The sequence below is a fragment of the Nostoc sp. genome, assembly GCF_036917095.1.
Classification (GTDB): Bacteria; Cyanobacteriota; Cyanobacteriia; order Cyanobacteriales; family Nostocaceae; genus Nostoc.
On the sequence record NZ_JBALFH010000015.1, the window covers coordinates 35,087 to 47,902 of the forward strand.

General features: G+C 43.7%; 16 protein-coding genes. 9 read left to right on the plus strand and 7 right to left on the minus strand.

Features of this window, described 5'->3' with window-relative positions:
• Positions 1 to 72 precede the first annotated feature (72 nt).
• Positions 73 to 678, minus strand: coding sequence for a flavin reductase family protein (locus V7L01_RS04260; RefSeq protein WP_335032241.1), 606 nt, complete (start codon positions 676 to 678; stop codon positions 73 to 75).
• Positions 679 to 1,023: 345 nt separating this feature from the next.
• Between V7L01_RS04260 and V7L01_RS04265 the strand changes: the two genes are divergently transcribed.
• The 3 genes from V7L01_RS04265 to V7L01_RS04275 all read left to right on the plus strand — a co-directional run bounded on the left by V7L01_RS04265 (position 1,024) and on the right by V7L01_RS04275 (position 3,619).
• The gene (locus V7L01_RS04265) at positions 1,024 to 2,079 is read left to right on the plus strand and encodes an LLM class flavin-dependent oxidoreductase (protein ID WP_335032243.1); all 1,056 of its coding nucleotides are present in this window, start codon (positions 1,024 to 1,026) and stop codon (positions 2,077 to 2,079) included.
• Between the two features lie 228 nt (positions 2,080 to 2,307).
• A complete protein-coding gene (locus V7L01_RS04270) occupies positions 2,308 to 2,433 on the plus strand; it encodes a hypothetical protein (protein WP_335032245.1) in 126 nt (41 codons plus the stop codon).
• A gap of 91 nt (positions 2,434 to 2,524) precedes the next feature.
• Complete coding sequence (locus tag V7L01_RS04275; RefSeq protein WP_335032247.1) at positions 2,525 to 3,619, plus strand: phosphotransacetylase family protein; 1,095 nt, start codon at positions 2,525 to 2,527, stop codon at positions 3,617 to 3,619.
• 41 nt (positions 3,620 to 3,660) lie between these two features.
• On the opposite strand, the gene V7L01_RS04280 is transcribed toward V7L01_RS04275, so the two are convergent.
• A complete protein-coding gene (locus tag V7L01_RS04280; RefSeq protein WP_335032248.1) occupies positions 3,661 to 4,179 on the minus strand; it encodes a DUF4188 domain-containing protein in 519 nt (172 codons plus the stop codon).
• A gap of 95 nt (positions 4,180 to 4,274) precedes the next feature.
• On the opposite strand from V7L01_RS04280, the gene V7L01_RS04285 reads away from it, so the two are divergent.
• From V7L01_RS04285 to V7L01_RS04300, 4 genes are all read left to right on the plus strand, one after another.
• Positions 4,275 to 4,820 (plus strand): PadR family transcriptional regulator, encoded by a 546-nt coding sequence (locus V7L01_RS04285; protein WP_335032250.1) that lies wholly within the window; start codon positions 4,275 to 4,277, stop codon positions 4,818 to 4,820.
• Positions 4,821 to 4,904: 84 nt separating this feature from the next.
• The gene (locus tag V7L01_RS04290) at positions 4,905 to 5,408 is read left to right on the plus strand and encodes a DNA recombination-mediator protein A (protein ID WP_100902618.1); all 504 of its coding nucleotides are present in this window, start codon (positions 4,905 to 4,907) and stop codon (positions 5,406 to 5,408) included.
• A 143-nt stretch (positions 5,409 to 5,551) separates the two neighbouring features.
• Positions 5,552 to 5,950 (plus strand): MAPEG family protein, encoded by a 399-nt coding sequence (locus tag V7L01_RS04295; RefSeq protein WP_335032251.1) that lies wholly within the window; start codon positions 5,552 to 5,554, stop codon positions 5,948 to 5,950.
• 82 nt (positions 5,951 to 6,032) lie between these two features.
• A complete protein-coding gene (locus V7L01_RS04300; RefSeq protein WP_012411046.1) occupies positions 6,033 to 6,524 on the plus strand; it encodes a YajQ family cyclic di-GMP-binding protein in 492 nt (163 codons plus the stop codon).
• Between the two features lie 249 nt (positions 6,525 to 6,773).
• Here V7L01_RS04300 and V7L01_RS04305 read toward each other — a convergent pair whose 3' ends face one another.
• Entirely contained in the window at positions 6,774 to 7,331 is a 558-nt protein-coding gene (locus tag V7L01_RS04305; RefSeq protein WP_335032253.1) for a glutathione S-transferase family protein, read from the minus strand.
• 6 nt (positions 7,332 to 7,337) lie between these two features.
• Positions 7,338 to 7,802, minus strand: a complete 465-nt coding sequence (locus V7L01_RS04310) for a hypothetical protein (protein WP_335032255.1) — start codon at positions 7,800 to 7,802, stop codon at positions 7,338 to 7,340.
• 431 nt (positions 7,803 to 8,233) lie between these two features.
• Between V7L01_RS04310 and V7L01_RS04315 the strand changes: the two genes are divergently transcribed.
• Complete coding sequence (locus V7L01_RS04315) at positions 8,234 to 8,944, plus strand: tetratricopeptide repeat protein (protein WP_335032257.1); 711 nt, start codon at positions 8,234 to 8,236, stop codon at positions 8,942 to 8,944.
• A gap of 226 nt (positions 8,945 to 9,170) precedes the next feature.
• Here the strand turns inward: V7L01_RS04315 and V7L01_RS04320 are convergent, their stop codons facing one another.
• Positions 9,171 to 9,581, minus strand: coding sequence for a hypothetical protein (locus V7L01_RS04320; RefSeq protein ID WP_335032259.1), 411 nt, complete (start codon positions 9,579 to 9,581; stop codon positions 9,171 to 9,173).
• Between the two features lie 252 nt (positions 9,582 to 9,833).
• Positions 9,834 to 9,923 (minus strand): photosystem I reaction center subunit XII, encoded by a 90-nt coding sequence (gene psaM / locus V7L01_RS04325; protein WP_040630342.1) that lies wholly within the window; start codon positions 9,921 to 9,923, stop codon positions 9,834 to 9,836.
• Positions 9,924 to 10,122: 199 nt separating this feature from the next.
• On the opposite strand from psaM, the gene V7L01_RS04330 reads away from it, so the two are divergent.
• A complete protein-coding gene (locus V7L01_RS04330; protein ID WP_335032261.1) occupies positions 10,123 to 11,391 on the plus strand; it encodes an FGGY-family carbohydrate kinase in 1,269 nt (422 codons plus the stop codon).
• 182 nt (positions 11,392 to 11,573) lie between these two features.
• Here the strand turns inward: V7L01_RS04330 and V7L01_RS04335 are convergent, their stop codons facing one another.
• The gene (locus tag V7L01_RS04335) at positions 11,574 to 12,791 is read right to left on the minus strand and encodes an McrC family protein (RefSeq protein ID WP_335032263.1); all 1,218 of its coding nucleotides are present in this window, start codon (positions 12,789 to 12,791) and stop codon (positions 11,574 to 11,576) included.
• Between the last annotated feature and the right edge of the window lie 25 nt (positions 12,792 to 12,816).

A 12,816-nucleotide genomic window follows, 5' to 3' on the forward strand; every position in this document is an offset into this window, starting at 1 on the left:
ATCTCTCTAGCAGGATGCCTTTCCAGCAATTCTTCAAATATCTATAATTTACCTCTTGCATCAAATAATACTTTAAGTGGGGCGAGTAATTTCATACAAATCCTGCGTGCGGGTATACCAGTTACCCGACAGGCGACCGATCGCGTGCAATTTTGCGACATCAATTGTATTTTGGGGTGTCAGCAAATCATCCCGAATATGCCACAGCACCGCCTCAGCAATAATTAATCCCGATTGGCTACCTTCATTTCCTACGTAAACTACTTGCTTCAGCACACACTCAATATTAATCGGTGATTCAGCAACTCGTGGCGGACGCACCAGCTTTGAGGGAGCAGGAGTTAGTCCCGCTACTTGAAATTCGTCCACATCTGGCGGAAAGTCGCCACTGGTGGCGTTCATCTGTTCCCCCAATTCTTCAACAACGATGTTAACCACCAGTTCACCCGACTGCTCTACATTGAATAAAGTATCTTTTTTAACACCACGCCGCAGACCTGTAGAGATGGCTAAAGTTGGTGGGTTAGCTGTCACGCCCATAAAAAAACTGAAAGGTGCGACATTGGGCGTACCATCGCTAGCGATCGTAGACACCCAAGCGATCGGCCGGGGAACCACTGAACCAACAAGTAATTGATAGGTATTTCGTGGGTCGTTCTGGGAGGGATCGATAATCATTGAGATTTTCCTCACTAAACACTACAGTTTTTCAAAACTCGATCTTGCAGAAGAGAAGCTTTCCGCCTGAGTTATGCGTAATTTTTATTACTACTCTTGCTTTTTCTAGCTATCTGTGAGATGTTCGTACTCAATTACAATACTACGGTTTACTGACCAAGATGCCGTAGTATGTATGGGTTGATTAATTAACCTAAATGCTTACACATTGAGTCTCAGTCAAAGGGATTTCCAACAAAATAATTCGTAATTCGTAATTCAGTTTTGTAACGGGGATTTAAACCCTCAGAAGTAGTTAATGCTCAGATCGGGAACTTGTAACTAACTTTTTACTAGGAGGTAATTATGACAGAACCACGTTATGGGATTTGGGCACCCGTTGGTGGCAATTTTGGCCCTCTCAACACACCGGAAGAACCTGTGGATGCGAGTTATGAGCGCACGCGATCGCTTATTTTAAAAGCAGAGCGTTTGGGATACGCCACCACTTTGGTAGCGCAGCACATCGCCAACCCCCGCAGTCTGGAACTGGAGCAACTAGAAACCTGGACGGCATGTGCGGCTTTAGCTGAAGCCACAGAACGGATTGAAATCATCGCCGCGATTAAACCCCTACTGTTCCATCCAGCAGTTTTGGCGAAGATGGCGCTGGGCATTGATGCCATTAGTAGCGGGCGTTTTGCCATTAATCTGATCAGTGCCTGGTTTAAACCAGAGATGGAGCGGACTAATATTCCCTTCCCGCCCCACGATGAGCGCTACCGCTATTCGAGTGAATGGTTGCGGGTTGTCAAGTCCCTCTGGAGTGGTGAGAGGGTTAACTTTCAGGGCGAATACTTCAAAATAGAGGATTTGAGTTTCCGGCCCACTCCTATTGCCCAACCGCATCCTCCCATCTACCTTGGAGGGGCATCCGATCCGGCGCAAATATTAGTTGCTGAACAGGCAGATATCTACTTCATTAACGGTCAACCGATTGAGGATGTCCGTAAGGTGATTAAACAAGTTTTAAGTAGACCGCGAACCCTACCCAAACCAGTGCGCTTTGGTTTATCAGCCTTTGTGATTGCTCGCCCCACCGATGCCGAAGCCCAAGCAGAACTTGAGCGGCTTATGGCACTTCAAAAGCAAGAAGAACACTTGAAATTAAGTGTTGCCAAAGGAGTCGATCCAGAAGCCGTGATGTTCCAGCTCTTCGCCAAAAATCCTGGTGTTGGTGGCAATGGTGGCACAGCCGCAGGGCTGGTTGGTAGTTACGACACAGTAGCTACAAGAGTTGCAGCTTTTGTTGATGCAGGAATCGAGACTTTCATGCTGCAATTTAATCCCTTTGACCAAGAAATGACGCGCTTTGCCCAAGAAATTATGCCGCGAGTCCGCTCTTTACAACTTGTGGCTTGAAGCTAGACTGGGGCGATCGCAGCTTTTTTTATCAGCCATTTAGTTTATTTAGATTCAGGATTTTTGATTGACGCTAGGTCTTTCCCTTGCTCCTTGTGTTCTATGCCTATCTTGAAAAGTGACGCTCCTGCGGACGCTCGCAGACTCGCTACCGCTACGCTAACAGATGCCTGCGGCGGGAACCGCATGACGCCAGTTGTTTCAATTCGGGAAACCTGCTGTTAGCGCGTGGCTCGACTTTTCGCTGCGGCTGCACCAAAGGATAGCGAGTCAGACACTCCTACGCCGCGATCGAGCCTCGGCTCAGACAATTCTTTGTTTGTTCAATCAGAAGGTATTTTTGGGAAACCTTAATTTGTGAGAGCGAGAGGCTTTTGCCAGAAGGAACTAGAATTAGTAAACACCTAGCTGGGTTCTTCTGACTTTTGAAATTAGGAGTGCATGTGTGCCAAAATCCCCTAAATATTTGCTGATTGGATCGACCGAGACTTACAGCGGTAAATCTGCAACTGTTCTGGGTTTGTCTCATCAGCTACAGCAAAAAGGTCTGGATATTAGCTACGGTAAACCACTCGGTACGTGTTTCAATTCGTCTAGTGGAACCGTAATTGAGGAAGATGTCCAGTTCATCGCTCTTAGCCTCAATTTGCCGGAAAACCGCGTTGCACCTACAATGCTGGCTTTGGATGAACCAAATGTGCAAAAGCGCTTGCGAGGGGAAGACAAAACCGATTATCAGCAGTCCCTAATACAGCAATATTTACATAAATCTCAAGGAGATTTGGTGTTACTGGAAGGGCCTGGTGATTTGTCTGAAGGCAATTTGTTTGACTTGTCTTTACTGCAAATGGCTGAAGTATTGGATGCTGGTGTGCTGTTAGTAAGCCGCTATAAATCGTTGCTTTCGGTTGAGGCGCTATTGGCTGCAAAACAGCGTCTGGGCGATCGCTTGTTTGGAGTTGCGATCAATGATATTCCTGTCACCCAACTAGAAGCAGTTGAAACTCTCGTGCTACCATTTTTGGAACAGCAGGGGATTCCGGTGCTAGCAATGCTGCCGAATAGCGATTTGCTCCGCAGTGTCAGTGTTGGCGAACTAGTCAAGCAGTTAAAGGCTGATGTTCTCTGTCGCAACGATCGCATGGATTTGTTGGTAGAAAGTCTGGCAATTGGAGCGATGAATGTCAATTCAGCTGTGAAATATTTCCGCAAACGCCGGAATATGGCTGTGGTAACAGGAGGCGATCGCGTGGAAATTCAGCAAGCTGCTTTGGAAACTTCTACCCAATGTTTAATTCTCACCGGGCAACTACCACCGCCACCGTTCATTCTCAGTCGCGCTGAAGAACTAGAAATCCCCATTTTATCTGTTGACTTAGACACCCTCACCACGGTAGAAATTGTTGACCGCACTTTTGGGCAAGTCCGTCTCCACGAGCCGATTAAAGTTCAGTGCATTCGCCAGTTAATGTCTGAGCATTTTGACATTGACCGCTTGTTATCCAAACTAGGTTTAACTCCCGCAGCGGCATTGTCTTAGATTCATCAACCTCGACAATTAAGAGCATCTATGCTCAGTTATCAGTTAGGAGGCTGTATTGCTGGTGAGGGTACAGCTGGTTCGCCGTCACCTCCCAGGCGACGGCGAGCTGTTTCCTTCCGCCCCATAGCTGGGACATGCTTAGTTGCAGCAGCTAACCCAAAGACAGGCATATTTCCGTAAACCGCCTCATATCTTCCCGGTTCAATTAAATAGGTTTCGTGCCAAATGCCGACACTGCCATCAGCACCTATGGCTTGATTAAACCTCTGCCAAGCTTTTAGATGTGCATCGGTTGGATTTCTGGCGAAACGCTCCAAATCCTCGAACGATCGCCAATATTGAATCAGTCCCACTCCTCGCCAGTAAACAAAACTTTCTCCCCCTAAAAACCCTGTTTCGGGATTCTGATTAAGGCTTCGTAGCATGGGCGACATTGCCCTGGCTGTGGGAATCCATTTGGAAAAAGCGAACAATTTATTAATTCGCATCCCAATCAAAAACACAACAAAAGGTTCATCAATCTCGGCTGTAAATCGTCCCGGTATTACTTGAGCCATCTCTCACTCCTTGTTGCTTAAGTTAATATGCAACTAATTGCATATGCTTATCTTTATGCAATTAGTTGCATATGTCAAGTAGTGAATTAAAAATTATGGCATTAGCGCACGCAATATTAGCGGCTCTGGTTGAAGCACCCTGTAGTGGTTATGATTTAGCAAAACGATTCGATGGCTCTGTAGGCTTTTTCTGGTCAGCGAGTCACCAGCAGATTTATCGGGAGTTGTCGAAGCTAGAAGATCGTGGATGGATTAGTTCCGAGTCGATTCTTCAAGCAGGACGGCCAGATAAAAGGCTTTACAGCGTTACAGACTTGGGAGAACAGCACCTCAAAGAGTGGATTGCTCAACCTTGTGAACCCACACCGATTAAAGATGATTTACTTGTAAAAATTTTTGCTGGTCATATTGTTCCTAACCAAATTATCTTGGCAGAGCTAGAAAATCACCAAAAAGCCCATCTAAAAAAATTGTCTACGTACAAAGATTTAGAACAGTGTTACTTTCAGAATCCGCAAGAACTGCCAGAATCAGGCAAATTTCAGTATTTGACTCTCCTAAATGGCATTAGTTACGAAACACATTGGCTAGCCTGGTGTAAGCAAGTAATGGAGTTACTGAACCAAACAATCGAAAATTAGTAGCAATGTTTAACTCAAGTTTTCCTCGTATCTACACGCTGTTTGGTAGAATATCTGGGTCGTTTAATCTGATTTTCTCCATCTTTGAGCCAATCAACAGACCTTATTAACCTAGATACATTAGCGCAAGAACTAGCGACAATCCAGCAAACGGGTTCTAAAAGAATCGCCTTGCTGGGTTCTCGTCATGTCCCGATTACGCATCAGAATCTTATTGAAATGATGACATACGCCCTAGTTTTATCGGGTAATCGAATCATTACTTCTGGTGCTACAGGTACAAATTCAGCGGCCATCAAGGGAGCAACCCGGGCTGATGCAAATTTGTTGACGGTGATTCTACCCCAAAGCCTGGAACGCCAGCCTTTGGAATCGCGCCAGCAACTAGAACAGGTAATGCATCTAGTCGAAAATCCCAGTAATGATACTCTGTCCCTTGCTGAAGCTAGTTACCTGTGCAACAAGGAGATTGTCTCCCGTTGCCAGCAACTAATCTGCTTTGCATTTCACGACAGCCGCACCCTGTTGCAAACTTGTCAGGATGCAGAAGAACAAAGAAAAGTAGTGACCCTGTTCTACTTTGATTAGTCATTTGTCATTTGTCTTTTGTCATTTGTATTTGACTAATGACTGATGACTGATGACCCTTACGGGTTCGCCAGTCACTCATGGGGGAAGCCCCCAAGACCGTGCTGGCTCACTGATGACTAATAACCAATGACTAATAAGTAATGATAATTTTTTTGTACTCGATCGCTGCTGCTGCCGTTCTAATTTACGTGCCATTTTTGCTAGTAGCTTATGCCCGTGCGCGTATTGGGTATGAAATGTTTTCTACTCCTCGCACTATGTTTGAGAAATTGCCACCTTATGCTCAACGAGCTACTTGGGCACATCAGAACACCTTTGAAGCGTTTATGGTGTTTGCGGCAGCAGCATTGATGGCTTATGTAACTGGTGTAAATTCTTTTACAGCACAAGTAGCTGCGATCGCCTTTGTGGTGGCCCGTTTGCTATACTCAATTTTTTATATTTTGAATATACCCCTTTTGCGATCGCTCATGTTTGCCATTGGCATCTTTAGCTCTGGCACTCTCTTTTTCTTGAGCATTATCCAAACTAGTAGTTAATTGGGGAGTGGGGAATGGGGAATGGGGAAAATTTTTCCCAATCCAAAATCCAAAATCCAAAATCTAAAATCTAAAATGTTTTATGGCTTCTACTTTTTCCTTTGACATTGTGAGCGACTTTGACCGACAAGAGTTGGTTAACGCTGTCGATCAAGTTATCCGAGATATCAAAGGTCGTTACGACCTCAAAGACACTGAAACTACTGTGGAGTTAGTCGAAGAAAGCATTAACGTTAGCACTGACAGCGAGTTTACCTTAGATTCTGTACACACGATTCTGCGAGAAAAAGCCGCCAAGCGTAATCTCTCTCAGAAAATCTTTGATTTTGGCAAAGTTGAATCAGCCAGTGGTAATCGCGTGCGTCAAGAAATCAAACTCAAAAAAGGCATTAGTCAGGAAATTGCCAAACAAATTTCCAAATTGATTCGGGACGAATTCAAAAAGGTACAAGCTTCAATTCAAGGGGATGCTGTGCGGGTTTCTGCCAAATCTAAAGATGACCTACAAGTTGTCATGCAGCGGCTAAAACAAGAAGACTACCCAGTTGCTTTGCAATTTACAAATTATCGTTAAAAGATTTGCATGGTGGGCACTACCTATCCAAACTACATTTTGTGAAGATTTTTGTTTGGATCTAATACACGGCAGCTAAAATGGCGGTTAGAAACCGCGTCTACACAGGCAAAACCCGCCTGCGCGGGTTAAAAACCTTAATTTTCTCTTATCTTAGCCCACGGAGGTGGGCTTTGTTTGTGTAGCCGCGAATTCCATTCGCCGAGGCTTAAGTTGACACCCATGCACATCTGTGTGTCGCTACTACAATTAAGCCCGTCCGCCAATACTTCTTTGAAATCCCGGACGCTCAGATAACTGCTTCATATAGTTCAACACTGCTGGATAGGGGCTGAGGTCTAGCTTCAGTATCATGGGAATATAATTCAGAATAGACCCCACTGCCACATCAGCAACAGTGAATTCATTACCAAGTAAAAAAGGTTGCCTACTGAAAATTTCATTTAACGGAGTCAACAAGCGGGGCATTTCTCGTTCCCGATTCTCCTCTCCAAAAATCCCTGGGCCAAGGGTAGCATTGGCAAACAACACCCATTGGGAAAATACAGCACGTTCTTGGAGTGAAAGTGGAGTTTTACTGTATTTCTCGGCAAGATACAGCAAAATTGCCCCAGATTCCCAAAGCTGAAAATCCCTATCAACAATTGCAGGAACTTTACCCACTGGGTTAATTGCCAAATATTCAGGTTTGAGGTGTTCGCCCGCCTGCATATCAAGCCTGACAAATTCGTAGGGAATTTCTAGTTCCTCTAAATACCAGTGAACAATTGAGGCTCGACTACGAGCACCGCCGTAAAGTTTTAGCATAATTACTTAAAGAACTTTGTGAGTGTGAGAATGTTGTTTAACGTTGTCTTCTTTAGTGACAACTCTAGCGGCATTTAACACCCGTTTGCGCTCAATAGAATACTTAAATTCAGTGTAGTTTGTACCTAAGGGAATTAAAGATTTTGCAGATTCACGACGCTTGTAGGTACGAGCTGCTGCAAATGCCCGTGGCACAAATTCTTCTCCAAACTGAGCCGTCTCTGGGAAGCCATCTGGCAACGGTTGTGAATCGCCATCCAACACAGATCCCAAAGTTGTCGCATGAGCCAGCTTATAGGAGGTAGGGATGCCCTTTAAGAGCGCTTCCAAAGCCGCAGAGGGAATTGGTTCTATAACTTCGATTTGAAAAACTTCTCCATCTTCTTTGACGAAGCAGGTTGCCAAGCCGATAACAATGTAATCATCGCTTGCTAAATCTGGGGCATTGGGATAGGAAATTGCGGTTGTCATCGGAAAATTATCTCAAAACTTAAAAACTAAATCTAGATACTGGGGCATTGGGTATTGAAAAGAGGCAGAGGAGAGGAATTTTCCCCCTGCTCCCTGCTCCCGCTCCCTGCCCCTCTGCCATCTTTTTCATCTCTAAAGAACGGCTTGTTGGCATTCTACCAATTTGTCGCTGTTACTACTTGACTAGTCTTTGATATTGACATCTGCTATTTCTGGAATTCACCTTGGGGATCGAGTATCCATGATTAGGTTTGAGGAGCAATTGTTTATTTAGGGCGTAGATTTCTACAGGTGTGAGTAGTTGAAATTCAGTCTTGAGATGGCTTTTAAGTAACTATAAATACCTTAAAAATATAGAAATAGTGGTAAAACCACCAGCGGCGATAAACTAGAATTTGATTTCAAAAAGCAGGTATTCAAGGCAGGGAAAGATGAATATTCAATCATTTTTAGCTGACGGTGACCAGCAAAGCAAGCAATATAATAACGTGATAAATAATACAAATAAAGTCAAAGAGGAGAGGACAAGCGAATCTACTTTTGGGGATAGATACTTACGCTCTTGTGCTTTGAGGTTGGCTCAACAAGGAGATTATACACAGGCGATCGCACTTTTAAACCAACTAATTTCCCATCATCCCCATAATGCCGTTGATTACAACAACCGGGGGCTGATTTTTTTCCAAGGTGGTGAAAGGCAAAAAGCGCTTGAAGACTATAACACCGCCCTCAAACTTAATCCCTATTTAGCTAGTGCTTATAATAATCGGGCAAATTACTACGCAGCTTGTGGAGAATCAGCAGCAGCACTTGCCGATTACGATCGAGCGATTGATTTAAATCCTAGCCATGTCCGGGCGTGGATTAACCGAGGCATTACCTGGCGTGATTTGGGGCAATATGAGGAGGCAATTGAGAATTTTGAGGTAGCACTGCTTTTTGGTCAACTAGAAGGTCATATCTGGGCTGAACGCGGCAGAACTTACCATCTTTGGGGCGACTGGAATTGTGCCTTAGCAGATTATCGTCGCGCCCTCACTCAACTGCCCTCTCTCGACAACAGTAAGGATATTACTGGTTATCGCTTGCGTTTACAACTCGAAATTTGGCTAAACGAGCTGCTATCTGAATCAGCGTCCTAGTTGGTAGATTAGTTCTTCTGGGGGATTCAAAATTCAAAATAAATTATTAAATTTTGAATGGGAGCTTAGTGACGCTGTATCGCTAATGACTAATAGATGATAGCTACATAGCTATTCAAAAATTAGCTATTAACCATTATTTATTAGCAATAATATAAATTAACACCCGGTTTATACGTAGCCTGAATCACAAAAAACTTAAATAATCTCAAATTCGCCATTTGTCTTAGGGTGATGACTCTGTTTGTTCATCTTCTCGGCGATCCTGATTCATCAAGATGACCCGGCGCTGGCTGGGATCAAATCGGTATCCTTGTTCTTGCATAATAGTTTTAGTTTGCTGAGGATCGAAGTTACGGCTAAATTCCGTCTGCAAACCATTGACATGTCCTTCCATCAGCTTGACTTCAGTACTAATTTCTCGCAACTTTTCTTGCTGTGACCAATGATAAGGCAAAAGTTGTGCTAAGGCAGATGCTGCAACGGCTGTAATCACAAGATTAACCGTTATTTTGGCTGTGCTTTCCAGCGCCATCACTTGGTAAGAACGTTGACGAAGATGCCGCTTTGGTCGAGGAATGACCCGGCGTTTTTGTATAGGTTGTAACGGTGGTCTGGAGGGTTGAATCGCGTTCATGATGCTAAAAGATAACCTCGCTTAATGAAGGGAAGCACTGTAAAAGCGCTCTGGCGCTAATTACTGCTTGATTTAGCTGTCATATTACTTCATTTTTTTGAAATAGCTACAAGTGTTGTACCAGTTAAAAAATAACCTGGCTTACGCAAGTGCCAGTTTCCTAGCTACTTATGGCATAAAGCCACAAGTATCTGGAAATTGCACCCCGTACTGCCAGGATTATTAGCTTTTTAACTGTGTCACATCGGAGCGTTATTTGTAAAGTTCTGTGGCTAATCGCCAAGCTAGAACTCCTGGGATCAAGGCTACAACTAGAGCGATGTAGACTTGAGTATCTGAGATGGAAGATATCTGAGCGATGTACAGAGTATCTAAGATAGGCATGGCTGAAAACCTCCTAACCTGAATAGATTTTGAACAGTTCGTTTACTACTTTTCCTTGTTTTGCCAAGATTGTGGAATATCTTGTTACAAGATGCAACAAAAGCAGTTATTAAACAGTAGTCCTTAGTGATTCTTTATTAAAAAAATTCATAAAACTATGGATTTGTATTTGGGTATCGACTTTGGCACCTCTGGCGCACGCGGTATGGTGGTTGATGAGGAAGTCAGCATCCAGGTACAGGTGCGATATCCCTTCCAGGACTCTCCAGCCGCCGTTACGCCCAAAATTTGGCAGGAGGCTTTGTTTATGCTGGTGGAACAAATACCTCAGCAATTGCGGCGAGAAATTAAAGCGATCGCAATTAATGGTACTTCTTCCACCGTCTTACTGGTCGATGCTGTTGGCAATCCAACAGATGCACCGTTGCTGTATAACGATGCGCGGGGATCATTGGTGCTAGAGCATTTGAGGAGTATTGCACCCCCCAATCATACAGTGTTGAGTGCCACCTCCAGCCTGGCCAAACTTTTGTGGATGAGGCAACAACCCTCTTTTAGTGAAGCTAGATATTTTTTGCATCAAGCAGATTGGCTGGCGTTTCTCCTACATGGACAGTTGGGTATTAGCGATTACCATAATGCTTTAAAGCTGGGTTATGACGTGGAAGAGTTGAAATACCCAGAATGGCTAGAAAATTTGCAAATACCGATTCACCTACCCAAAGTTTTACCTCCTGGTACTCCCATTGCCCAATTGCGCCCTGAAATTGCGGATAAGTTTGGTTTCCGCCGTGATTGTCTGGTGTGTGCAGGTACAACTGATAGTATTGCTGCTTTTCTCGCCAGTGGGGCAAAATTACCTGGTGAAGCCGTGACTTCCCTTGGTTCAACGTTGGTACTAAAGTTGTTAAGTTGTACCCGTGTAGAAGATGCCAGATATGGGATTTACAGCCATCGCTTGGGGGATTTGTGGCTGACTGGGGGTGCTTCTAATACCGGAGGTGCAGTACTAAAGCAATTTTTCACGAATGCTGAGTTAGAAAGCCTTAGCCGGGAGATTGATGCTTCAATTGCCAGCGAGTTAGATTATTATCCGTTATTGAAGGTAGGCGATCGCTTTCCGATTAACGATCCCAATTTACCCCCACGATTGTCACCACGCCCAGATAATCCAGTGGAATTTTTACATGGGTTATTAGAAAGCATTGCCCGCATAGAAGCGCGAGGGTATGAATTATTGCAACAAATGGGAGCAGACAAATTGAGTTGTGTTTATACTGCTGGCGGTGGCGCGGCGAATCATACTTGGACTGCGATTAGGGCGCGTCATTTGCAGGTTCCTGTAGTCGCGTCAGTGTACACAGAAGCAGCTTACGGAACGGCGCTGTTGGCTATGGGAGGCGGAAGAAAGGGTGAACAAGAGTAATTGTGTAACAATCTTTTCGTAGGTATTTCGTAAATCAGTATCTATCCCAGTGACAATCTACATATCTCGGCCGATACTGTGATTATTAGATACCGGACTATAGATTCCAGGTTCACGATCTGGGCAGCTATTCGGGGATGGGTGCTTCGCCACAAGCGAATGTCATCTGTCCCCTTTATTAATTATTGGTGTGAGTTCTGAGGGATTAAGAGAAAAAGGTTTTTTAAGAAGGTTTGACCTGCGCGATCGAGATTATCATCTAGGGAAAAGGTGAGGCTGCGGACTCGGATTTCGTCACTTTTAACATATAGTGGCTGTGTCAAGTCTTTGGGGTATATCAAAAAGGCTTGCTTGCATTTTGTTGTGTTGGCGTAGCTGATCATTTGATGAATATCTGTATATCCTGCCTGTTCAGGGGCTTTATACTTTGTATCCAAAACTGCTATTGTTTTGCCAGTAGCAGCATCACACAGTAATATATCTATACTAAAGTGCCGATTCTGACTAATTTCTATTGGATGTTGCTGTTTGAAAAAATAGCCTTGTGGCGTGTTTTTCTTAAGCCATTCCGCAACAAAAAGTTCATATAAATATGCCATATCGACGAGAAAGGGTAGGGTTTTGTAATTTCCCTTTTCATGACTGGGACTACTATTTTCTAAAAAGAATCGAGATAAATTATGTAATACTTCATAGTCTGGATTGAGGCGATTGTACTGTCTGGCAATACAATCTTCTGTGTTACAAGCTTGCAGCGTTACTAATCCTTGTAGAGCGTGATAAGCTTTTCGTACTGTTGGTGATACTCTTTCTGAACATAAACTGCTACGACCAATGATATAAAGTGTCCATGCCAGTATTTGATTTTCTTTAATATCAGCCGTATGTTCTTCGTAATCGCATTTAAGTTTAACATTCCACGGCTTTTGAATTATCTGTTGCACATCTAGCCTTCCCCGCACATAAGAAAGCTGCTGTGTTTTAGGCAAGTAAGTACGATACAATCCTTTGCGGCATCGCTCTAAAACTTTATAGGATAATATCTGAGCCAGATTATTATAAAAGTCCTCTAGAGATTCACAATCCATCAGCCCTTCGAGAAAGCGAAAACCTTTCAAATTGTAGGCATATTCCAGCATTCCGAAGAGGTTTTGGATAGGCACTTTCGGATTTATTTTTAGATGCAATTCAGGTGTGACAGGAATGTAACCTACCCATCCTTTAGCTTTCAGTTTCCAATGTTCTTTCGTTTTATAGTTAGGAAATTCTATATCTACTTGTGTTTTGTATTTCTCATATAACTCGACTCCTGCTGAATCGGGTATTTCATTGCGCTGAAATGATTGATTTTCGTATTCTGTAAGTTGAATAATTATTGGTTGTGCTGGGTTTATATCCATAGTTGATTTTTTATTTCATCCCAGC